The sequence below is a fragment of the Pseudomonas sp. LBUM1643 genome (assembly GCF_059716215.1).
In genome coordinates this window covers 6,084,628-6,107,009 of record NZ_CP166813.1, presented here as the reverse complement: position 1 = coordinate 6,107,009, position 22,382 = coordinate 6,084,628, and the positions used below count along the sequence as shown (strand labels likewise).

Annotated in this window: 24 protein-coding genes; 10 read left to right on the top strand and 14 right to left on the bottom strand. The window is 58.7% G+C overall.

The window, feature by feature from the left end; all coding sequences use genetic code 11:
• Positions 1-101: 101 nt before the first annotated feature.
• The 3 genes from ACA063_RS27630 to ACA063_RS27620 form a co-directional block, all read right to left on the bottom strand.
• Positions 102-1,697 carry a GMC family oxidoreductase gene (locus ACA063_RS27630; RefSeq protein ID WP_497664088.1) on the bottom strand — a complete coding sequence of 532 codons (1,596 nt, stop codon included), beginning with the start codon at positions 1,695-1,697 and terminating at the stop codon, positions 102-104.
• A gap of 169 nt (positions 1,698-1,866) precedes the next feature.
• A complete protein-coding gene (locus ACA063_RS27625) occupies positions 1,867-2,412 on the bottom strand; it encodes a twin-arginine translocation pathway signal protein (RefSeq protein ID WP_497664087.1) in 546 nt (181 codons plus the stop codon).
• A 28-nt stretch (positions 2,413-2,440) separates the two neighbouring features.
• Positions 2,441-3,871, bottom strand: a complete 1,431-nt coding sequence (locus tag ACA063_RS27620) for a coniferyl aldehyde dehydrogenase (RefSeq protein ID WP_497664086.1) — start codon at positions 3,869-3,871, stop codon at positions 2,441-2,443.
• A gap of 149 nt (positions 3,872-4,020) precedes the next feature.
• On the opposite strand from ACA063_RS27620, the gene ACA063_RS27615 reads away from it, so the two are divergent.
• Entirely contained in the window at positions 4,021-4,710 is a 690-nt protein-coding gene (locus ACA063_RS27615) for a TetR/AcrR family transcriptional regulator (RefSeq protein ID WP_497664085.1), read from the top strand.
• Between the two features lie 15 nt (positions 4,711-4,725).
• On the top strand, positions 4,726-5,580 hold the full coding sequence (locus ACA063_RS27610) for a sulfurtransferase (protein ID WP_497664084.1): 855 nt from the start codon (positions 4,726-4,728) through the stop codon (positions 5,578-5,580).
• A gap of 96 nt (positions 5,581-5,676) precedes the next feature.
• On the opposite strand, the gene ACA063_RS27605 is transcribed toward ACA063_RS27610, so the two are convergent.
• From ACA063_RS27605 to ACA063_RS27590, 4 genes are all read right to left on the bottom strand, one after another.
• Complete coding sequence (locus ACA063_RS27605) at positions 5,677-6,666, bottom strand: hydrolase (protein ID WP_497664083.1); 990 nt, start codon at positions 6,664-6,666, stop codon at positions 5,677-5,679.
• A 63-nt stretch (positions 6,667-6,729) separates the two neighbouring features.
• Positions 6,730-7,341 carry a 16S rRNA (guanine(966)-N(2))-methyltransferase RsmD gene (rsmD, locus tag ACA063_RS27600; protein WP_162439371.1) on the bottom strand — a complete coding sequence of 204 codons (612 nt, stop codon included), beginning with the start codon at positions 7,339-7,341 and terminating at the stop codon, positions 6,730-6,732.
• On the bottom strand, positions 7,341-8,831 hold the full coding sequence (locus ACA063_RS27595; RefSeq protein WP_497664082.1) for a M16 family metallopeptidase: 1,491 nt from the start codon (positions 8,829-8,831) through the stop codon (positions 7,341-7,343). Before ACA063_RS27595 ends, rsmD begins: the two co-directional genes overlap by 1 nt.
• A complete protein-coding gene (locus tag ACA063_RS27590) occupies positions 8,824-10,179 on the bottom strand; it encodes a M16 family metallopeptidase (protein ID WP_497664081.1) in 1,356 nt (451 codons plus the stop codon). Before ACA063_RS27590 ends, ACA063_RS27595 begins: the two co-directional genes overlap by 8 nt.
• 344 nt (positions 10,180-10,523) lie before the next feature.
• Here ACA063_RS27590 and ftsY point away from each other — a divergent pair, with 344 nt between their 5' ends.
• The 4 genes from ftsY to rpoH all read left to right on the top strand — a co-directional run bounded on the left by ftsY (position 10,524) and on the right by rpoH (position 14,701).
• The gene (ftsY, locus tag ACA063_RS27585) at positions 10,524-12,044 is read left to right on the top strand and encodes a signal recognition particle-docking protein FtsY (protein WP_497664080.1); all 1,521 of its coding nucleotides are present in this window, start codon (positions 10,524-10,526) and stop codon (positions 12,042-12,044) included.
• Entirely contained in the window at positions 12,041-12,712 is a 672-nt protein-coding gene (gene ftsE / locus ACA063_RS27580; RefSeq protein ID WP_095164552.1) for a cell division ATP-binding protein FtsE, read from the top strand. The genes ftsY and ftsE overlap by 4 nt, the downstream gene beginning before the upstream one ends.
• On the top strand, positions 12,709-13,734 hold the full coding sequence (ftsX, locus tag ACA063_RS27575; RefSeq protein ID WP_497664079.1) for a permease-like cell division protein FtsX: 1,026 nt from the start codon (positions 12,709-12,711) through the stop codon (positions 13,732-13,734). Before ftsE ends, ftsX begins: the two co-directional genes overlap by 4 nt.
• 112 nt (positions 13,735-13,846) lie before the next feature.
• Entirely contained in the window at positions 13,847-14,701 is an 855-nt protein-coding gene (rpoH, locus tag ACA063_RS27570; protein ID WP_007897890.1) for an RNA polymerase sigma factor RpoH, read from the top strand.
• A gap of 180 nt (positions 14,702-14,881) precedes the next feature.
• Here rpoH and mtgA read toward each other — a convergent pair whose 3' ends face one another.
• A complete protein-coding gene (gene mtgA / locus ACA063_RS27565; RefSeq protein WP_497664078.1) occupies positions 14,882-15,604 on the bottom strand; it encodes a monofunctional biosynthetic peptidoglycan transglycosylase in 723 nt (240 codons plus the stop codon).
• Positions 15,605-15,678: 74 nt separating this feature from the next.
• On the opposite strand from mtgA, the gene ACA063_RS27560 reads away from it, so the two are divergent.
• From ACA063_RS27560 to trmB, 4 genes are all read left to right on the top strand, one after another.
• Entirely contained in the window at positions 15,679-16,050 is a 372-nt protein-coding gene (locus ACA063_RS27560) for a DUF423 domain-containing protein (RefSeq protein WP_162439365.1), read from the top strand.
• A gap of 215 nt (positions 16,051-16,265) precedes the next feature.
• A complete protein-coding gene (gene thiS / locus ACA063_RS27555; RefSeq protein ID WP_497664077.1) occupies positions 16,266-16,466 on the top strand; it encodes a sulfur carrier protein ThiS in 201 nt (66 codons plus the stop codon).
• Between the two features lie 60 nt (positions 16,467-16,526).
• Positions 16,527-17,321: a thiazole synthase gene (locus ACA063_RS27550; protein WP_162439363.1), complete on the top strand. Its 795-nt coding sequence runs from the start codon at positions 16,527-16,529 to the stop codon at positions 17,319-17,321.
• Between the two features lie 9 nt (positions 17,322-17,330).
• Positions 17,331-18,056, top strand: a complete 726-nt coding sequence (gene trmB / locus ACA063_RS27545) for a tRNA (guanosine(46)-N7)-methyltransferase TrmB (RefSeq protein WP_497664076.1) — start codon at positions 17,331-17,333, stop codon at positions 18,054-18,056.
• Positions 18,057-18,257: 201 nt separating this feature from the next.
• Here the strand turns inward: trmB and ACA063_RS27540 are convergent, their stop codons facing one another.
• From ACA063_RS27540 to metW, 6 genes are all read right to left on the bottom strand, one after another.
• Complete coding sequence (locus ACA063_RS27540) at positions 18,258-19,064, bottom strand: pentapeptide repeat-containing protein (RefSeq protein ID WP_497664075.1); 807 nt, start codon at positions 19,062-19,064, stop codon at positions 18,258-18,260.
• A gap of 89 nt (positions 19,065-19,153) precedes the next feature.
• Positions 19,154-19,477 (bottom strand): DUF3392 domain-containing protein, encoded by a 324-nt coding sequence (locus ACA063_RS27535; RefSeq protein WP_162439361.1) that lies wholly within the window; start codon positions 19,475-19,477, stop codon positions 19,154-19,156.
• Between the two features lie 22 nt (positions 19,478-19,499).
• Entirely contained in the window at positions 19,500-20,705 is a 1,206-nt protein-coding gene (hemW, locus tag ACA063_RS27530; RefSeq protein ID WP_497664074.1) for a radical SAM family heme chaperone HemW, read from the bottom strand.
• Positions 20,702-21,298 carry an RdgB/HAM1 family non-canonical purine NTP pyrophosphatase gene (gene rdgB / locus ACA063_RS27525; RefSeq protein ID WP_497664073.1) on the bottom strand — a complete coding sequence of 199 codons (597 nt, stop codon included), beginning with the start codon at positions 21,296-21,298 and terminating at the stop codon, positions 20,702-20,704. Before rdgB ends, hemW begins: the two co-directional genes overlap by 4 nt.
• A complete protein-coding gene (locus ACA063_RS27520; protein ID WP_497664072.1) occupies positions 21,295-21,729 on the bottom strand; it encodes a DUF4426 domain-containing protein in 435 nt (144 codons plus the stop codon). The genes rdgB and ACA063_RS27520 overlap by 4 nt, the downstream gene beginning before the upstream one ends.
• Before the next feature lie 26 nt (positions 21,730-21,755).
• Positions 21,756-22,376 (bottom strand): methionine biosynthesis protein MetW, encoded by a 621-nt coding sequence (gene metW, locus ACA063_RS27515; protein ID WP_045059822.1) that lies wholly within the window; start codon positions 22,374-22,376, stop codon positions 21,756-21,758.
• Positions 22,377-22,382: the final 6 nt, after the last annotated feature.

The following is a 22,382-nucleotide window of genomic DNA, read 5'->3' as shown; positions in this document are numbered from 1 at the left end:
GGGAGTCCGTTGGGGAGTCGGATGGTATCGCAGCATTCCCGGTCGGCCAAGTCGCCTGTTCGGTAAGAAAGCACTATAGACGATGGGAATATTCCTCGTGTTCATGGGTTTTTTAAACGATCCGCCAATGAAGTCGCCAATTGCGCAGTCAATCCATAGACCGATAACTGCGGGTTTGCGCCAATGCTGGTGGGGAATAGCGAACCGTCATGGATCGACAGATTGCTGATCTGGTGATGACGACCCAGGCTGTCGGTCACGGCGTTTTTCGGGTCTTCGCCCATGGCGCAACCGCCCATCACATGGGCGCTGCCCAATCGTGTGCGATACAGCTCAAGGCTCAAACTGTCGATCAGCGTGCGCGCTTCGGCCAGGGTCTTCACGTAACGAGCGTCGGCGTGCATAGGCATGACTGCCTTGGCGCCACCGGCAAACTGGATCTCGGCCATGCTGTGGAACGCCCGGCGTAACCCGTCCCAGGCGTAGGCTGAAACCTGGTAGTCGAGCACCGGCGTGTCGTCACCGCGTAGTTCGACGCTGCCCCCAGGGCTGTCCGGATGAAAGCCATCGCGCAGCAGTGCGAGCATGGCGTGGGTGTGCGGCAGGTTTTCCATGTGCTGCGCGCTTTCCTTGCCGAAGCCACCGAGCAGGGTGGCGGCCAGCGCCGGGTGCAATGGCGGTACTTCGAGTTTGTAGGACATCTTGCCGGTGGCGCCGTCCGGCCACTGGAAATGGTCGGAGTAAATTGACTGCGGCGCGCCGTAGAACGGGTTGATCACCTCGTCAAACAACCCGGCGGACATGTTGACCAGGTGCAGGAAGGTGCGTTTGCCCAAACGTTTGTGCGGATCGGGTGCGTCTGAGCGCAGCAGCAGGGCGGGGCTGTTGATTCCGCCGCCGGCCAACACGTAATGCCGTGCCTTGATCGTGATGATTTTGCCGGTTGGCGCGACGCAGCGATCATCCATCGCGACGCACGTCAGGCCTGTGACCTTGCCGTCCTTGATCGACAGCTTTTCGGCGCGGGCGAGATACAGCAGTTCCCCGCCTTTTTCCAGGGTCGCGGGAATGGTCGTCACCAACATCGATTGTTTGGCATTGGTGGGACAGCCCATGCCGCAGTAACCGAGGTTCCAGCAGCCACGCACATTTCGCGGGATCACATGCCAGGCGTAGCCGAGTTGTTCGCAGCCTTTGCGTATCACGTCATTGTTGGCGTTGGGTGGCACCATCCACGGGGCAACACCCAGGCGCTGCTCCATTTTTTCGAACCATGGCGCCATCTCGGCCGGGCTATGGCCTTTGACGTCGTGCTCCTTGGCCCAATGCTCGAGCGTCGGGGCAGGGGTGCGGAAACTCGATGTCCAGTTGATCAGCGTGGTGCCACCGACTGCGCGGCCCTGAAGGATGGTGATGGCGCCGTCCTTGCTCATGCGACCGATGCCTTCCTGATAAAGGCTGGTGTAGGCCTGGTCTTCGAGCATTTTGAAGTCGCTGCTGGTCTTGAGCGGGCCTTCCTCGATCAGTAATACCTTGTAGCCGGCGGCGCTGAGGATTTCTGCGGTGGTGCCGCCGCCCGCGCCGCTGCCGATGATCGCCACGTCGGCTTCGAGGGTCAGGTCCTGGGTCAGTTGCGCGCCGTTGTAGGTTTTCCAGCCGCGGGCCAGGCCTTCACGGAACGGATCGGGTACGGGCATGTTCAGGTTCTCGTTATTATTTTAAGTTGGGTGGTGTGGCGGCTGACGCTATCGTCGGAATTCCGCCCAGACCAAGCCCGGCTCCTGCAGGGTTTGAGTTGTTCACAAAATGAGAGAGCAACTCGCATCCTGTGGGAGCTGGGCTGCCCGCGATGGGGCCGCCTCGATTTCAAACGGCAGGCGGCCCCGGATACCCGCAATGCGCCCAGGATTCCTGCCGGCTGTACCAAGCCATCATCACCAATTGCAGCAGCGAGCTGTGTCCCATGCGCAACAGGCTTAAAGAACTGTTTTCCCAGCGATGGAGAAACTGCCGAATGTCATCCGCGCTGGCGTTTTCCCAACTTCCCCAGATCCCGGTCAGCGGTCCGCGAGTGACCGACATTCCGAGCACATCGAACAGCTGCTGAGTCAACTTGAGCATTTCCGGCGACAGGTGATTGAGGCCGTTATCCAGGTTCTTGAGGGTGCTATCGACGGCGGCCGGCATGTGTTCGGCGGCCACCGCGCCGTCGAGCATCACCGGGATCAGCGCCCGTAAAAACAGCAGGTCACCGCGACGCAATATGACAAAACCGCTGGCGGGGGTGCTTGAGGAGCAGCCGCTGAGGCTCGCGCCTAATCCAGCCGTCGCCAGAAAGGCGCTGGCGCCCAAGCTGAATTTAAGCAGCCCGCGTCGTGACAGGGCGGGTGTATCGGAAAGGCTGGGGCTCATTGTTTTTATTACCCGGCGGTGATGATCGTTAGCGAATAAACAGCTTCTGGATGAGTTTCTGAATGGCTTTTCCGTACGGCGGATAAATCAGCTTCGCCGCGTTGAAGCGCTGTTTGATCAGCACACCTTTGGCCTTGCTGAAGGTCAGGAAGCCCTCGTGGCCGTGGTAGTGCCCCATCCCGGAAGCGCCAATTCCGCCGAACGGCATATCGTCCTGGGCGACATGCAGCAACGTGTCGTTCAGGCAGACACCGCCGGAATGGGTTTCGTGGAGCACGCGATGCTGTTCGCGCTTGTTGTAGCCGAAGTAGTAAAGCGCCAGTGGGCGTGGCCGCTGGTTGATGTAGGCAAAGGCTTCATCAAGATCGGTGTAAGGCACAACCGGCAGCAACGGACCGAAGATCTCGTCCTGCATCACGGTCATGTCGTCGCTGACGTTAAGCAGCACGCTATGACTCATGCGGCGCGCCTGACCCTGGTCGAACAACGGAATCAGCAGCGCACCCTTGCTGGTGGCATCGCTGATGTAGCCGTTGAGCCTGGCCAGCTGTCGGTCATTGATAATCGCGGTGTAGTCCGGGTTGTCGGTCAGTGTCGGGTAGAACCCGCGTACTGCCTGACGATAAGCTTCGACGAACGCCCCGACGCGCGCTTCCGGTACCAATACGTAGTCCGGGGCCACGCAGGTTTGTCCGGCATTGAGGGTCTTGCCGAAAGCGATGCGTTCGGCAGCGTCCTTGAGCGGGACGTCGTGGGAAACGATGGCCGGGGATTTGCCGCCCAGTTCCAGGGTTACGGGCGTCAGGTTTTCCGCCGCCGCACGCATCACATGTTTGCCGATGCTGGTGGAGCCGGTGAATAACAGGTGGTCAAAAGGAAGTCGGGAGAACGCCACGCCGACATCCGCCTCACCCAGCACGACGCCCACCAGATCCTGTGGAAAGATCCGCCCCAGCAGTTCCTTGAGCAGTAATCCGGTGGCGGGTGTCGATTCGCTCAGCTTGAGCATCACCCGATTGCCTGCCGACAGCGCCCCCACGAGCGGCCCGATGGCCAGGTACAGCGGGTAGTTCCATGGCACGATCACACCGACCACGCCCAGCGGTTGATAAACGACTTTGGCTGATGCGGGCTGAAAGGCAACCCCGACTTTGCGCCGTGAAGCTTTCATCCAGCCTTTGAGGTGCTGGCTGGCGTAGTGAATGCCATGCAGGCTTGGCATGAGTTCGGCGAGCAGGGTTTCATCGGCGCTGCGGTGGCTGAAGTCCTGGCTGATGGCGTCGATCAGTGCCTGGCGTTCGTCGCTCAACAGGTCCCGCAGTACTTTGAGCCATTGCTGGCGCTGGGCTGCCGGCGGCATCGGATTGGCTGCGTAGGCGGCGCGCTGAGCGTCGAACAGGGTTCGAAGTTCATTCAGCGGCTGCTGTAGGTCTTGCAGGTAAGCGATGTCAGCGGTCATGGCCAGCTCCGGATTTTTTATTGTACTGAAACACTTTTTAGAGTCTATGCTCTATAAAGTCAAATGACATCCTGGCGCAGCTTTGTTTTATCCCGCCGTGGATAGGTCGTAAGATGCCCCTCATCGCACTCTGAATTTAAGCTCAAGCCATGGCCCCTCGAATAAAAACCAGCGAGCGCATCGTGCAGAACAGCCTGGAGCTGTTCAATCAGCAAGGCGAACGCAGCATCAGCACCAATCACATTGCCGCCCACATGGAGATCTCTCCGGGCAACCTGTACTACCACTTCCCTAACAAGCAGGCGATTATCGCCGTGCTGTTCAGCGAGTATGAAAGCCTGGTGGACAGCTTCCTGCGCCCGCCCCAAGGCCGTGCTTCGACGGTGGAAGACAAGCGTTTCTATCTGAAGGAACTGCTCGCGGCGATGTGGCGCTACCGGTTTCTGCACCGCGACCTCGAGCACTTGCTCGACAGCGATCCGGAACTGGCCGCCCGTTATCGGCGCTTTTCCCAGCGCTGCCTGATTTACGGCACGCACATCTACGCCGGCTTCGTCGACGCCGGCATCCTGCGCATGGACAAGGTGCAGATCGAATCCCTGACCCTGAATGCCTGGATCATCCTCACGTCGTGGGTGCGTTTTCTGTGCACCACGCGGGAAAACTCCAATCACTTGAGCGAGCAAGCCATCAAGCGTGGCGTCTATCAGGTGCTGGTGCTTGAAGCCGGATTTGTCACGGATGAGGCGCGCGACGCGGTTAACGCGTTGTATGAGGAGTTTTACGTGCCGCTGGGTCAGGCGCTGGAAGAAGTGCAACCGGAATCAGAACCGCTTTAATCACAGGAGCCCGTTATGCCTATTGCTCAGTTGATCAGCCCGCAAGCGTTGGACCTGAAAAAGGAGCAGCCGGGGCTGGTGATTCTGGATTGTCGTTTTGCCCTTGAGGACCCGGATTACGGTCAGCGCAGCTATGCCGAAGGGCATATTGCCGGGTCGAATTTTGCCGACCTGGAACGTGATTTAAGTGGGATGGTGGTCAAAGGTGTGACTGGGCGCCATCCGTTGCCGGAACCTGAAGACCTGATCGAACGGCTGCAATCCTTCGGCATCAATGCCGACAGCGACGTGGTTTTGTACGACGACGGCCCTGGTGCCTTTGCGGCACGCGCCTGGTGGTTGCTGGCCTGGTTGGGCAAACGTGACGGTGTGTTCATTCTGGATGGCGGGCTAAAAGCCTGGCACGCGGCGGGTCTGCCGCTGAGCCTGGATGCCTGCAATAACAAGCGCGGTACCTTCACTGGAGCGCCGGACGATTCGTTGACCCTGACCGCCGAAGAGCTTCAACAGCGTCTCGGCCAGCCATCACTGACGTTGCTCGATGCCCGCGCGTTGCCGCGATTCAAAGGTGAGGTGGAGCCGATCGATCCGGTCGCAGGGCATATTCCTGGCGCGCAATGTGCGGCGTTCACCGACAACCTGGGCAGCGACGGGCGTTTCCTGCCGGCCGATCAACTCAAACAGCGTTTTGCTGAAAAGCTCGGTGATCGCTCGCCGACGGAGTTGGTGGCGTATTGCGGTTCTGGCGTGACGGCTTGCCATAACCTGTTTGCGTTGAGCCTGGCGGGATATCCGTTGGGGGCGTTGTATGCAGGATCGTGGAGCGAATGGATCAACGAGCCTGCGCGGGGCGTCGCGAAAGGCGAGTGAAAGATCAAAAGATCGCAGCCTCGTTTCACTCGACAGCTCCTACAGGGTTATGTGCACGCCTGTAGGAGCTGTCGAGTGGAACGAGGCTGCGATCTTTTAATGGTTGGCCAACCACTGCGGAATGCGTCGTTCCAGGTAGTAACCCGGCCGCCGGACCGTGCCATCCACAAAGCCGACATGCCCACCTTTGGCCTGCAATTCGAATTCAGTGCATGCGGACAATTCGTCCGCTTGCGGCAGGCTGTGCGGGAACACAAAGGGGTCGTCGGCCGCCTGAATGATCAACGTCGGTGTGCGGATCTCGCTCAGGAAATATCGGCTTGAAGCACGGCGATAGTAATCCTCGGCATCAACGAAACCATGTAGCGGCGCAGTCACCCGACCATCGAAATCCCAGAAGGTGCGCATGTTATCCAGCGAGCCAAGGGCCGCTAACGCTGCGACACCATCCTCCCGGCCATCATGCTGAAACTGGCGCTGCTTATTCTTGATGTAGCCGACCATCTCGCGCATGAAGTGCGCCTGATAGACCTTTGAGAATCCCTGGCCGATACGGTCGGCGCACTGATCCAGACGGAAAGGCACGGACACCGCCACCGCGCCGAGCAGCCCGCTTTCACTGCCCGTCTCACCGAGATGCTTGAGCAGGACATTACCGCCCAACGAGTAACCCACCGCGTACAACGGAGCCAGCGGCCGTTTGGCTCGCAGGTGCTTGATGGCTTCGGCCAGGTCTTCGCTGGCGCCGGAGTGATAGCTGCGCGGTAGCAGATTCGGTTCGCCCGAGCAGCCTCGCCAGTTCAGCGCCACGCTCGCCCACCCTTGGGTCGCCAGCGCTTTTTGCACGCCGGCGACGTACGGCGAGTTCGACGAACCGGTCAGACCGTGCAGCACCAATACCAACGGCGCATCGGCACTGTGCGGGCCGTGCCAGTCCAGGTCGAGGAAGTCACCATCCTCGAGCCACAGGCGCTCACGCTCCCGTGTGATGTGTGTGGTTTTGCGCCATAGCGGTCCCCACAAAGTCTGCAAATGTGGATTGCCAAGACCGAAGGCGGGGGTAAAGCGTTCTGAAGAAGGGGGCACAATTGTTCTCGATGCAGCGGTGCGCGCCTTGAGCAAGGTGCGCACCTTTTTCAGGCCAGTCGATTAACCGGCGATCTCTGCCATACGTTGCCACAACGCGTAGTACACCCGCCCGGATTTTTGCTCCCGGTGGAGGCGCCAGTTACCGGGCAGGCCCAGCGCAGAAGGCGCATTTTCGCTTTCGGTGTAGATCCACGCTTCATTGGCCAGCCATTGACGCTCTTCCAGCAGCGTGCAGACGGTTGGCAGCAGATTCTGGTTGAACGGCGGATCCAGGAATACCAGGTCGTACTCAACCGCGGTCTGGGTTTCCAGATAGCGCAAGGCATCGGCCGTCTGGATCTGGCCAGTCGTGCAGCGCAGGGTGCCCAGGTGTTCCTTGATGCTCGCTACCGCGATGTTGCTGGCGTCCAGGGCCTGGCCCATCGCTGCGCCGCGGGACAACGCTTCGAGAAACAACGCGCCGCTGCCGGCGAAAGGATCAAACACTTTGGCGCCAGCGACATAGGGCGCGAGCCAGTTGAACAGGGTTTCACGCACCCGGTCAGGCGTCGGACGCAAGCCCGGCGCATCGGGGAAGCTCAGCTTGCGGCTGCCCCATTCCCCGCCAATGATGCGAAGTTGGTTCACACCGTTGTGCACGTTGTGTACGGGTTTTTTAGCACGAGTGGCCATTAATGCTCCGGAACCCCGAGCGGTTGCTCGGCAGGTTTATCAGATGGGGCCGGTAACGGCTTTTGCGGCACGGTCGGGCCAGCGCTGACGATGACCAGTTTGTCCGTGCTCAAGTGTTTGTTCAGTGCAGCTTTGACCTGTTCAACCGTCAGGCTCTGCGACTCGCGCATGAAGTCATCCAGGTAGTTCAGCGGCAGGTTGTAGAAGCCCATTGCACCCAGTTGCCCGACGATATCGGCGTTGCTGGCGGTGGACAGCGGGAAACTGCCCGCCAGTTCACGCTTGGCGTCATCGAGTTCTTTTTCGGTAGGGCCGGTTTTAAGGTAGTCGGCGAGCACGTCCTGTACCAGCTTCAGCGTGCCTTCGCTCATCTCGGCGCGGGTCTGCAGGTTGATCATGAACGGGCCGCGCGCCTGCATCGGGGTGAAGCCCGAGTAGACGCCGTAAGCCAGGCCGCGCTTCTCGCGCACTTCGCTCATCAGCCGGGTGCCGAAGCCACCGCCGCCGAGGATCTGGTTGCCCATGGACAGCGCGGCGTAGTCCGGATCGTCCCGGTCGATGCCCAGTTGCGCGAGCATCAGGTTGGTCTGTTTGGACGGGAATTCAATATGACCAACGCTGGCCTTCGGATCTGCCGGTTGCGGGATTTTTGCCAGGGCCGGGCCTTTTGGCAGCGCGCTGGACACCTGCGAAGCAATGGCTTCGGCTTCAGCGCGGGACAGGTCGCCCACCAATGCGATCACGACGTTGCCGGCGGCATAGGCTTTCTCATGAAACGCCTTGAGCTGCGCCAGCGTGATAGCCGGTATGGATTTCGCCGTGCCGTCGCTGGAGTGCGCGTAAGGGTGATCGCCGTACAGGCGATTCATCAGCTCCAGGCTCGCCAGTTTGCCGGGGTTCTGTTTCTGATACTCGAAGCCGGCGAGCATCTGGTTCTTGATGCGCGCGAAGGAGTCGGCCGGAAAGGTCGGTTGGCCCGCGACTTCAGAGAACAGTTTCAGCGCAGGCTCTCGCTTATCCGTTGCGCTAAGGCTGCGTAGCGAAAGGAGCGCCATGTCCTTGAACGCGCCGTTGCCGAAATCTGCACCCAGGCCTTCGAAGCCCTGGGCGATGGCGCCGACATCCTTGCCCGCAACACCTTCGTTGAGCATCGCGTTGGTCAACAGCGCCAGACCCGGTGCGTTGCCGTCCTGGCTGCTGCCGGCGGCGAAGATCAGGCGCATGTCGAACATCGGCAGCTCACGGGCTTCGACGAACATCACCTTGGCGCCTTCCGCCGTGTTCCAGGTTTGCACGTTGAGCGTGCGATGACTTGGGGCTTTGCCGTCGAGTTCGGCCAGCGATTGCAGCTTTTGGCTGGATTTGGCTTTGTCGAGGGCTTCGCTGGCGGTCGACTCGTCGGGCCGGAACAGGTAGACGACGGCGGAACCGATCAGGGCGACAACGATCAAGCCGATCAGGGCTACGCGTGGTTTTTTACGCTCACTCATGAGTCGTCTCCAATGGCAGTACATGGGCGACGCTGAGACGTTCGCGTGTGAAGTACAACTTGGCGGCGTTCTGGATATCTTGCGGCGTCACGCTTTCCAAATCGGCGAGTTCCGTGTCCATCAGCTTCCAGGACAGACCCACGGTCTCCAATTGGCCGATGGCAGTGGCCTGACTGGTGATCGAGTCACGCTCGTAGACCAGGCCGGCGATGACTTGAGCGCGCACGCGCTCCAGTTCTTCGGCAGTCGGCGCGGTGGTTTTCAACTGTTCGAGCAGTTTCCACAAGCCGGCTTCGGCTTGGGCGATAGTTTTGTTTTTCTGAGTGTTGGGCGTTGCCGACAGGGTGAACAGGCTGTCGCCACGGGTGTAGGCGTCGTAGCTCGACGAGCCACCGGACACCAGCTCTTCGCCGCGCTCCAGCTGAGTCGGGATTCGTCCGCTGTAGCCGCCATCGAGCAGGGCTGAAATCAGGCGCAAGGCGTTTACCGAGCGTTTGTCTTCGGCAGTAGCGATACTCGGGACGTTGAAGCCCAGCATCAGGCTCGGCAATTGAGTCTGCACGTGCAGGGTGATCTGCCGTTCGCCGGGCTCGGCCAACTCAAGCGGGATTTTAGCCGGCGGCACGTCGCGCTTGGCGATCGGGCCGAAATAGCGCTGGGCCAGGGTTTTCACCTCGTCCGGGGTCACGTCGCCGACCACCACAAGGGTGGCATTGTTCGGCACGTACCAGGACTGATACCAGTGGCGCAGTTCTTCGACTTTCATGCGGTCCAGGTCAGCCATCCAGCCGATGGTCGGCGTGTGGTAACCGCTGGCCGGATAGGCCATGGCCTTGAAGCGCTCGTACGCCTTGGACATCGGCTTGTCGTCGGTGCGCAGGCGGCGTTCTTCTTTAATGACCTCGATTTCGCGGGCGAACTCGTCAGCCGGCAGGCGCAGGCTGGCCATGCGGTCGGCTTCGAGCTCAAACGCCACGCCCAGACGGTCTCGGGCCAGTACCTGGTAGTACGCGGTGAAGTCGTCGCTGGTGAAGGCATTCTCTTCGGCGCCGAGGTCGCGCAGGATCAGCGACGCTTCGCCGGGTCCGACTTTTTCGCTGCCCTTGAACATCATGTGTTCCAAAGCATGGGACAAACCGGTCTGGCCTGGGGTCTCGTAGCTGGAGCCGACCTTGTACCAGACCTGGGAAACCACGACGGGGGCACGATGGTCTTCGCGCACGACGACCTTCAGGCCGTTATCAAGGGTGAATTCGTGGGTGGGTTGCGGGTCGGCAGCCAAGGCTGAAAGTGGCAGACAAACTGTGCTGAGCAGCAGGCCTGCAGCGCGGCGGGCTAGAGCATTCATTCGTTTTTAAACCTGTTGGGCTGCCCGCTTGGTCTTAGCGTCAGCGGGCGAGAGGGTGCTAGGATACTGATCCGTTTTACTGGCGGCCACGCCTATAAGGCCTTTGATTGGTCAGCAGGTTGTTTGGGTTTGCGGCGTGAGCTTTGAGTTTGTCAGCTAAACTCTGCGTTTTCGCCGACGATGTCGTTCCAGTCCTTCGTATTAGTCGACCTTTGAGGTGCCATCAGCACCTCGACAAAATGTTGCGCGTGAACAAGCTGGATCAATCGCAGTCTGTTCTGCATCGAATATTTATTTGCCGGGGCGCCCTTAGGCGCGTCGCTACCGTGAGATAGCCGTCCTCCATGTTTGGTTCCAACGACGACAAGAAGACCCCAGCTGCGGCTGGCGAGAAGAAAAGCCTGTTCGGATGGCTGCGCAAAAAGCCGCAGGAACCCGTCGTCGAACAGCCACAGCCCATTCCTGAGCCAACGCCTGCGCCTTTAATAGAAGAAGAGCCCGCGCCGATTGTCCTGCCGATAACCGAGCCGGTACTTCAGCCAGTGGTTGAGGCTGAGCCGGAAGTGGTGGCTGAGCCATCGAAGCCAGCTGCCGAGCCGTGGCTGACGCTGCCAGTGGCGGAAGAGCCGGTGGCGCTGGTCGAAGATGATGTGGCGCCGCACGTAACGCCACCGATCCCGGCGCCAACTGCATTTTCGCCTGAGCCTGTCCAGGCGCCAGTGATTGAGCCAATCGTCGAGCCTGTTTTGGTTGTGGCCGAGCCTGCGCCTGTTGCTCCAGAACCTGTCATCCCTGCTTTTGTTGCGCCCGCCGCTCCGGTGGTTCAAGCGCCTGAGCCTGCGCCGATCGTTGCTCCGGTTCCGGTTCCTGCTGTCGAAGTGCCTGTCGTACCGGTCGAAACCCCAGCCGAACCTGCGCGCACTGAAGAAACCAAAGCCGGTTTCTTCGCCCGCCTCAAGCAGGGCCTGTCGAAGACCAGCGCCAGTATCGGCGAGGGGATGGCCAGCCTGTTCCTGGGCAAGAAAATCATCGATGACGAGTTGCTCGAAGACATCGAAACCCGTTTGTTGACCGCTGATGTTGGCGTGGAAGCCACCTCGGTGATCATCCAGCGCCTGACGCAAAAGGTTGCGCGCAAAGAACTGGCTGATGCCGATGCGCTGTACAAATCCCTTCAGGCTGAACTGGCTGCAATGCTGAAGCCTGTCGAGCAGCCGCTGAAAATCACCTCGCAGAACAAGCCGTTCGTGATTCTGGTCGTTGGCGTCAATGGCGCCGGCAAGACCACCACCATCGGCAAGCTCGCCAAGAAGCTGCAGCTGGAAGGCAAGAAAGTCATGCTCGCAGCAGGCGATACTTTCCGTGCGGCGGCGGTCGAGCAATTGCAGGTCTGGGGTGAGCGTAACAAGATCCCGGTCATCGCCCAGCACACCGGTGCCGATTCCGCTTCGGTTATCTTCGATGCCGTGCAGGCCGCCAAGGCTCGCGGCATTGACGTGCTGATCGCGGATACCGCCGGTCGCCTGCATACCAAAGACAATCTGATGGAAGAGCTCAAAAAAGTTCGCCGGGTTATCAGCAAGCTCGACGCTGACGCGCCCCACGAGGTGCTGTTGGTACTTGATGCGGGCACGGGTCAGAACGCGATCAGCCAGGCTAAACAGTTCAACCAGACCGTTGAATTGACCGGTCTGGCACTGACCAAACTCGATGGCACCGCAAAAGGCGGGGTGATTTTTGCCCTGGCCAAGCAGTTTGGTTTGCCGATTCGCTACATCGGTGTCGGTGAAGGCATCGACGATTTGCGTACTTTTGAAGCAGAACCCTTTGTCCAGGCATTGTTTGCCGAGCGGGAGCGTTCATGATTCGTTTCGAACAGGTCGGTAAGCGCTACCCGAACGGTCACGTCGGCTTGCATGAGCTGAGCTTTCGAGTTCGTCGGGGTGAATTCTTGTTTGTAACCGGCCATTCCGGCGCCGGTAAAAGCACGCTGTTGCGCCTGTTGCTGGCCATGGAACGTCCGACTACGGGCAAATTGCTGCTGGCCGGGCAAGATCTGGCCACCATCAGCAATGCGCAGATTCCATTCCTGCGGCGGCAGATTGGAGTGGTGTTCCAGAATCACCAGTTGTTGTTCGATCGCACGGTGTTCAACAACGTCGCGTTGCCATTGCAGATCCTTGGCCTGTCCAAAGCCGAGATCGTCAAACGTGTGGATTCGGCTCTGGAGCGCGTGGCGCTGTCGGACAAGACCGACCTGTATCCGGGTGACCTGTCCACCGGTCAACAACAGCGGGTGGGCATCGCCCGTGCCATTGTTCACCGGCCGGCCTTGCTGCTGGCGGACGAACCGACCGGTAACCTCGACCCGCGTCTGGCGGCCGAAATTATGGGCGTGTTCGAAGACATCAACCGACTGGGCACCAGCGTGTTGATCGCCAGTCACGACCTGGCACTGATCGCCCGCATGCGTCATCGCATGCTGACACTGCAGCGTGGCCGATTGATCGGCGACGGGGAGGCCGGCGTATGAGTGCGACACGCAGCCCCAAGGTTTCCGAGCGCGTGGCCCCGAAAGCCGCCGATCCGCAGCCGCAGAAGAAGAAAAAACGTGACGATGATGATGGCCCGGATTTCGCCACATTGTTTCGTGCCTGGGTCGAGAGCCACCGTGCCAGCTTGCTTGACAGCTTGCGCCGACTGGGCAAGCAGCCGATTGGCAGCTTCTTTACCTGCATGGTGATGGCGGTTGCCCTCAGTTTGCCCATGGGGCTGTCACTTTTGCTAAGTAACGTGGAGCGGCTTGGCGGGTCCTGGCAGCGTGCAGCGCAGATTTCCCTGTACCTGCAACTCGACGCCAGCCCGACCGAAGGCGAGGCGCTGCGCGAACAGATCAAGGGCATGCCCGGTGTCGCGGAGGCCGAATACGTTGGCCGTGATCAGGCGCTGGAAGAGTTCCAGCAGCAGTCCGGTCTGGGTGACGCGCTTAAGGAGCTACCGGAAAATCCCTTGCCGGGCGTAGTTCTGGTGACGCCGAACGAAGTCGACAAGCCCGCTCTTGAAGCATTGAGACAAAAACTTTCCGAGTTGCCGAAGGTACAGCAGGCGCAACTTGATCTAGTCTGGGTCGAGCGTTTGGCGGCGATCCTCAAGCTGGGTGACCGATTTGTCTTCGGCCTGACCGTGCTTCTGGTTTCTGCATTACTTTTGGTGATAGGCAATACCATTCGTCTTCATATTGAAAACCGCCGCACAGAGATAGAAGTGATTAAACTCGTCGGCGGCACTGACAGTTATGTGCGCAGACCTTTTCTGTACATGGGTGCGTTGTATGGCTTCGGTGCGGGGATTTTTTCATGGGGCGTCCTGGCGTTCGGCCTGGACTGGCTGAACGATGCAGTCGTCGGACTGGCCGGTTTGTACGGCAGTAATTTTGCGCTGGCGGGAGTGCCAGTAGCCGACGGTCTGTCTCTCTTGCTTGGCGCTGTGCTGTTGGGGTATATCGGTGCATGGATTGCAGTCGCACGCCACCTGCGGGAGCTTGCGCCAAAGTAATATCATTTTGCTCGTATTGACCTTTCAGCGTTTATGGGAACTTGTTCTTCGGTTTCCGGTCAATTTTCGCAGTGCTGAACTGCACGAGTTTGTAAGTCGGAGGTTTTTTCGTATGACCAATTCTTTGCAACCTGCATATGCTCTAGTCCCAGGCGCGAACCTGGAAGCCTATGTGCACACGGTGAACAGCATTCCATTGCTGACACCGGAGCAGGAGCGTGAACTGGCCGAGAGTCTCTATTATGAGCAGGATTTGGGGGCGGCTCGGCAGATGGTGCTCGCCCACCTGCGTTTTGTTGTACATATCGCCCGTAGCTATTCCGGCTACGGTCTGGCTCAGGCTGACCTGATCCAGGAAGGCAACGTCGGCTTGATGAAAGCCGTGAAGCGCTTCAACCCTGAAATGGGCGTGCGCCTGGTGTCCTTTGCCGTGCACTGGATCAAGGCGGAAATCCACGAGTTCATCCTGCGCAACTGGCGCATTGTGAAAGTGGCGACCACCAAGGCTCAGCGCAAGCTGTTCTTCAACCTGCGCAGCCAGAAGAAACGTCTGGCCTGGCTGAACAACGAGGAAGTCCACCGTGTGGCGGAAAGCCTTGGCGTAGAGCCGCGGGAAGTGCGTGAGATGGAAAGTCGCTTGACCGGCCACGACATGGCGTTCGACCCGGCTGCGGAAGCGGACGACGACAGTGCTTTCCAATCGCCGGCCAACTATCTGGAAGACCACCGGTACGATCCGGCTCGTCAACTAGAAGATGCCGACTGGAGCGACAACTCCAACCACAACCTGCACGAAGCGCTGGAAGTGCTGGACGACCGTAGCCGTGACATCCTCTATCAGCGCTGGTTGGCTGAAGAGAAAGCCACGCTGCACGACCTTGCGCAGAAGTACAACGTGTCGGCCGAGCGTATTCGTCAGCTTGAGAAAAGCGCGATGAACAAGCTCAAGTTGTCGATTGCTGCCTAACCGGCGAACCGGCAATAAAAAACGCCCCGATCATTGATCGGGGCGTTTTTGTTTTGTACGACACAATCCCCCTGTGGGAGCGAGCCTGCTCGCGATGGCTTAAGGTCAGTCACCACAACCGTGGCAGTCAGACCGCTATCGCGAGCAGGCTCACTCCCACAGGGATCGTCAGCGTCTGAATTACTGCGCCCAAGGCGCCCGGCGGGAATCGTTCAGCCCCACCAGGTAGCTATCGCCCCCCAGTTGGCTCATCTGCTGCCGAATCCAGCCCGCCCGCCGTGCAACATAGTTGGTTGGATGGCTTGCGCTCCACACCCGTGGATTTGGCAACACGGCAGCCAGCAAGCTCGATTGTTGACGGCTGAGGCTTTTGGCGCTGACGCCAAAGTGATGCCGGGCCGCTGCTTCCGCGCCAAACACCCCCTCATCCCATTCGACACTGTTCAAGTAAACCTCAAGAATCCGCTGCTTGGGCCAGAGCACTTCGATCAAACCGGTAAACCAGGCTTCCAGCCCTTTACGCAACCAGCTGCGGCCAGACCACAGGAACAGATTTTTCGACACCTGCTGACTCAAGGTGCTGGCACCCCGAATGGACCCGCCAAGCTCGTTGTGGGCCAGGGCTTTCTGGATCGCGCCAAAATCAAACCCCCAGTGTTCCGGGAATTTCTGGTCTTCACCGGCAATGACCGCCACTTTCAGGTCATCGGAGATTTCATCCCAGGGTTTCCAGGTGCGCTGCAAGTCGATGGGCTCGCCGTCAAACCAGGATTCGACTTTGCGCTCGACCATCAAAGCCGTTCCGGGTGGCGGCACGACGCGAAAGATCAGCACCAGCAATACGCTGCCGCCCGCGAACCAGAGTACGGCCTTGGTAAATCGTCGTAGAAATAAACGCAGCATAGAGATGGCTTGGCCGAACCCATTGAGCGGGCCATTATACAGACCCTGTTGATCGAGTCTGACTGGAGTTCTTCATGCTGCGTGGCTTTCTGATGCTGGCCGCTTTTTTCGGCTTCACCGGTGTCGCCCTGGGGGCGTTTGCGGCCCATGGCCTGAAAAATCGGCTGACGCCCGAGTACCTGGCGATTTTCCACACTGGTGTCACCTATCAACTGGTGCACACCTTGGCGTTGCTGGGCGTGGCTTTGCTGGCCACACAAATTCCAGGTCGCTTGATCACCTGGGCGGGCGCCTCTTTCTGCATCGGCATTCTGCTGTTTTCCGGCAGCCTGTACCTGTTGACCATGACGGGCGTCAGCAAGCTAGGAATCATCACACCGTTTGGTGGCCTGGCCTTCCTGGTCGGCTGGTTCTGCCTCGGGCTCGCTGCCTGGAGGTTGAGCTGATCCGGGACATTGCCAATGAGCCTGAACTTGTCCCGTAGGAGTTGCCGCAGACCCGGGCCGCGCTCGGACGATCTTCTGATCTTTAAAGAACAGGATCAAAAGATCGCAGTCAGCGGTAGGTCCAACAGGGGGGAGCATTTCAAGACGAATGGCTTGGGTCGCCAAGTCTGATCGGGCTAGAATGCCAGCCCCTAAAAATGATGGCGGCATTCGGTATGCGCATTCAGTTGAACGGCGAATCCCTTGACCTGCCCGACGGCGAAACCGTTGCGGCCCTGCTGACCCGTCTGGAATTGACCGGACGCCGGGTGGCGGTCGAGCTCAATCTGGATATCGTCCCGCGTAGCCAACACGCTGAAACCACGCTGAGCGACGGCGATTCAGTCGAAGTGGTACACGCCATCGGCGGCGGCTAGTCACCGGGTCCGCAAGGGCACAGAATTCTGCAAGAACCTCACCCCAACAGAGGATTTCCCATGAGCAACGTTCGTAGCGACAAGCCCTTCGTCCTGGCCGGTCGTACTTACCAGTCGCGTTTGCTGGTAGGCACCGGCAAGTACCGCGACATGGAAGAAACCCGTCTGGCCATCGAGGCCTCGGGTGCCGAGATCGTCACCTTCGCCGTGCGTCGCACCAACCTTGGCCAGAACCCGGGTGAACCGAACCTGCTCGAAGTCCTTTCGCCGGATCGCTACACCTTCCTGCCTAATACTGCCGGTTGCTTCGACGCTACCGAGGCTGTGCGCACTTGCCGCCTGGCCCGTGAGCTGCTCGGCGGGCACAACCTGGTGAAGCTGGAAGTGCTGGCGGACCAGAAAACCCTGTTCCCCAACGTGATCGAAACCCTCAAGGCCGCCGAAGTGCTGGTAAAGGAAGGCTTCGACGTGATGGTCTACACCAGCGATGACCCGATCATCGCCCGTCAACTGGCGGAAATCGGCGTTATTGCGGTGATGCCGCTGGCTGGCCTGATCGGCACGGGCCTGGGAATCTGCAATCCGTACAACCTGCAGATCATTCTGGAAGAAGCCAGGATTCCCGTGTTGGTGGATGCCGGTGTCGGTACCGCCTCGGACGCCACCATTGCCATGGAACTGGGTTGTGAAGCGGTGCTGATGAACTCGGCCATCGCCCATGCCCAACAGCCGATCATGATGGCTGAAGCCATGAAACACGCCATCGTCGCAGGCCGTCTGGCCTACCTCGCCGGCCGCATGCCGAAAAAACTCTATGCCAGCGCCTCTTCGCCGCTGGATGGTCTGATCAAGTAAGAGCCATTGATGACTGAATCGAACGACACGCCTATCCAGCCGGAAGAAGGCGACGAGCGCCAACACCGCCGCATCAAGAGTTTCGTGATGCGCGCCGGTCGCATGACTGAAGGCCAGCAGAAAGGTCTGGAGCAAGGCACGCCGCTGTTCGTGCTGCCTCTGGCCGATGCCCCGGTGGACTTCGATCAAGTGTTCGGGCGCTCTGCACCACGCTCGCTGGAAATCGGTTTCGGCATGGGCCATTCGCTGCTCGAAATGGCCGCCGCCTCGCCGGAACAGGATTTTATTGGCGTGGAAGTTCACCGTCCGGGTGTCGGCGCGCTGCTCAATGGCGTGCTGACTCAGGGACTGACCAACCTGCGGGTCTACGATTGCGATGCGATCGAAGTACTCAACCAGTGCGTGGCGGACAACAGCCTCGATCGCCTGATGCTGTTTTTCCCGGACCCGTGGCACAAGAGCCGTCACCACAAGCGTCGTATCGTTCAGGCATCTTTCGCCGAACTGGTACGCAGCAAGTTGAAGGTCGGCGGTGTGCTGCACATGGCCACCGATTGGGAACCGTACGCGGAGTACATGCTGGAAGTGATGAACGTTGCACCGGGTTATCGCAACCTGGCAGAAGACGGCAAATGCGTCCCGCGTCCGACCGAGCGCCCGATCACCAAGTTCGAACGCCGCGGCGAACGCCTTGGGCATGGCGTTTGGGATTTGAAGTTCGAAAAATTGGCATAGTAATACTGCATTACGATGCAGTGATGCGATACTCAAAAAATTTGCTAACGCTGCTGTTGGTAGGTAGTATCGAAAGTCAACGAGCTGGTGCTGTTAACGAGGTTTTGCCTCGGGGTGGTGCGCATCGGGTAACTGATGTTAATCCATTAACTGTCGCTTTGCGGCAGGAAGAGCGGTTCGATTCCCTCCTCGTTATTGAATTTATGGAAGAGCATCGACTTGTATATAGTCGATGCTCTTTGCTGTCTGTAGCATCGCTTTCGTCAGATTTTTAGCGCCCTTAAAATTCGCAGAGCGCAGGTCTGCATTCGTGAAGTTAATCCCTTTGCAATCAACTCCGCGAAAGATGGCGCTGCGTAGATTTGCATCTGTGAAGTCTGCGCGTTGCATTGAACATCCTGAAAAGTCAGTCCCGGATAAATTAGCACCACTAAATTTTGCTCGGTTAAAGCTCGACTTACCTAATGTTACTTGTTGTAGGCGTGAGTTGATAAAAATTCCTGCATCACAAATACAATCTGTCATAGTCACTTTGGATAGTGTTGCATGAGAAAAATTTATTGCGTGCATATTTGTATTTTTAAAGTGAACATCTTTAATGTTAGTGTGTTGTAAGTTTGCTTCGGGGCATGCGAAGTCGTAAACATTCAACGCCATCAAACGTTTGATTGTGCTCAAGGTTCGATGAGCAGCATCGCTACCCTTATAAAACCGTAAGTCAGACAGAGTTTCTTTGTGTCTGATGATTGCGCTAAATTTTTCTGATTCTTCCTTGGCGGCTTTTTCGCGAATTTCGGATCTTTTCTCAAACCAGTATAGAACGATACCAACCAAGAATAAGTCGATAATTGTTCCATGGGCGCCAATTAAAATATTTTCGAAAAAATTTTTGGAATATAGGCCCCATGTTGTATTTGGCAATATGGTCGCTGATAGATAAGGCCATTTTCCTGTGGCAAATATAATTACCGCGGAGAAAATGACAAAAATCATCAAGGGGGTACGCATTGATGCTGATTCCATTTAGGTCATTGGAATGAGGTTTTATTTCTTATTTTTTGTTCGCCTGTAAGGGCTTCTGATTGTTTATTTAAAAATCAGCGCCGGTCGGCGACCACACCGATTAACACCAGCACCACCACCAATACCGGTGCCAGGCTGTAGTTGTTGAACTGGCTGAGGCCTTTGACGATCCACGGCGTGGCATAGATCAACGCCGCGCCGCTGCCGACCATGCACAGCAAGGCCATCATCGGCACGCGCAAGGCGCCGGCGACGCTGCCCAGGCGTTGTTCAACCCAACCTTTGAAATCCGCACCAAACAACACCAGCAAACAGCCCACCAGCGCCAGGGCGATTTCCGAGAGGTTGCTACGGCTCCAGCGAGACACCGTGGCAAGCAGGTCGAGTATCAAATCCATTCGTTTTCCCTTAAGTCTGAAATCAGGTCAGAAATTTCTGCAGCAGGTCATTGAGAAAGAGCTGGCCGCGCTCGGTGGCCGCCAGGCGTGACGGTTCGACCTGCAACAAGCCACTTTGTTCTGCCTCGAGCCGGCCTTCGGCAAGGCTTTCCGCGGACAAGCCCGTACGTTCCGGATACAGCCTCGATTCCACGCCTTCGGTGAGGCGCAAGGCATTCATCAGGAATTCGAATGGCAGCTCGTCATTGGTCAGCGCCTTTTCCCCTGCCTTGAAGCTTTTGGTGGGGTTGAGGTAGTCCTTCGGCAAGCGGGTCTTCCAGGTGCGAACGATGCGTCCGTCCGGATGGCTGAGCTTGCCATGGGCGCCGGCACCGATGCCGATGAAGTCGCCAAAACTCCAGTAATTGAGGTTATGCCGCGCTGCACGACCAGGCTGCGCATACGCCGAGACTTCGTATTGCGCGTAACCGTGCTCGGCCAACAGTGCCTGACCGGCTTCCTGGATGTCCCACAGCGTGTCGTCTTCCGGCAGCGTCGGCGGCTGGTTCCAGAACACCGTATTGGGTTCCAGGGTCAGCTGATACCAGGACAGGTGCGTGGGTTTCAAGGCAATGGCGGTACGCAAGTCGGCCAGTGCATCGTCCAGGGACTGATCGGGCAGCCCGTGCATCAAGTCAAGGTTGAAGTTGTCGAACCCGGCCTGACGCGCCATGCCAGCGGCTCGTACCGCTTCATCACCATTGTGAATCCGCCCCAGAGCCTTGAGTTTTTCTTCCTGAAAGCTTTGGATGCCGATCGACAGGCGATTGATGCCGAGAGCCCGATACGCCACGAACTTGTCCTGCTCGAACGTGCCGGGATTGGCTTCCAGCGTGATTTCAATGTCACTGGCAAACGGAATCCGTTGCTCGACACCTTGGAGCAAACGGCCCAACGCCTCAGCGCTGAACAGGCTCGGCGTGCCGCCACCGAAGAAGATCGAACTCAGTTCACGGCCATAGACGGCGTGCAGGTCCTGGTCGAGGTCGGCCAGCAGTGCGTCGACGTATTCCTGCTCCGGCAGCACAGGGCTGGCCGTGTGGGAGTTGAAGTCGCAGTAAGGGCATTTACGCACACACCACGGGATGTGGATGTACAGCGCCAGGGGCGGCAGCACGGGGAGTGCAGCCCGAGGCGATTGTGCGGCGCCGCCGAAGATCAGCGGCGACGCGGATGATTCAAGGGTCATATCAGGCCTAGACGCTGGCGCAGCAGATCCATTGCACGGGCGCGGTGGCTGATGAGGTTCTTTTCGCTCGGGCTTAACTCGGCGCTGGAGCAGTCGCGCGATGGCACCCAGAACAGCGGGTCATAGCCAAACCCGTGCTCACCGCTGGCGGCGCGCAGGATACGGCCATGCCACAGGCCTTCGCAGAGGATCGGCAGTGGATCATCGGCGTGGCGCACCAACGCCAGCACGCAGACGAATTGCGCACCGCGTTCGGCGTCAGGCACGTCTTTCATGGCGTCGAGCAGCTTGGCGTTGTTCGCCGCATCGCCCTGGCCATCAGCGTAACGAGCCGAATAGATGCCTGGCGCACCGCCAAGGAAATCCACCGCCAGGCCCGAATCATCGGCCAGCGACGGCAGACCGGAGATGCGCGCGGCATTGCGGGCCTTGAGAATGGCGTTCTCGACGAAAGACAGGCCGGTTTCGTCAGGCTCGACAGTGCTGAACTCGCCAATCGAGCGCAATTGCACCGACTCGCCGAGCATGGCCTGGAGTTCCTTGAGTTTGCCGGCGTTGTGGCTGGCCAATACGAGTTGCGGGAAGTTCATCATTCGCCGGGGAAAAGCTCTTGGTTGAAATTGATGGTGTTGATTTTATCGCCGTTCTGCACCTTGATTTCGAAAGTGCGAATTTCCTGCTGATCCACCGGGTATTGCGCGATGTAGTAGACCGCACCCTGCTCGGTAATCTGCTTGAATTTCAGCGGAACGCTTTGGCTGGTGAGGTCTTTGACCGTCCCGTTGACCTGGGCGATCAGCGGCTTGCCGTCCTTGATCACCGACACGTTGATCACACCCTGGTTCTTGCTGCGCACCAGCTCGGCCGCTTTGGCGATGTCCGGCGTCAGGAAGGTGGAATTGAAGGTGTTGTAGTGCACCGTCACGTCGCCAAATGTTTCCTGGCGATCGCCCTTGATGACGTCGGCGGCCATGGCAGTCACGCTCAGGCAGGCAGTAAGTAAAAACAGCGCTAGACGACCCATGTTCGTTCTCCTGGAAATGTCGTGTTTCAGACCGCGATCTTGTGGTCTTGCAGCCCCGGGCTGCTGACGCGGTAGATACCGATTTCACCTAATAGATTAGGCCATAGCTTACTGGCCCACCCGTGGCGATGCTGTTGATCCACGGCAAGTCGATCAATGACCTTGGCTTCACGTTCGCGACACAGCTCTTCAAAGTCACCGAAGGTGCAGAAATGGATGTTTGGCGTGTTGTACCAGGTGTACGGCAGGAAATCGGAAACCGGCATCCGGCCCTTGCTGGCCAGGTACCAGCGGCAGCGCCAGTGGCCAAAGTTCGGGAAGGTGATGATGCACTGGCGACCCACGCGCAGCATTTCGTCGAGGATCCGGTCCGGGTAATGCACCGCTTGCAGCGCCTGCGTCATGACCACGATATCGAAGCTGTTGCTGGCAAAGTTGCCCAGGCCCTTGTCCAGGTCCTGCTCGATGACATTGATGCCTTTGGCCACGCACTCGGCAATGTTGTCCGGGTCGTTTTCCAGGCCATAGCCGGTGACTTGCTTGTTGTCGCGCAGCCAGGTCAGCAATTCGCCATCACCGCAGCCGAGGTCGAGCACGCGGCTGCCGGCGGGAATCCATTCCTGGATGATTTCCAGATCGGCTCTCATGGCTTT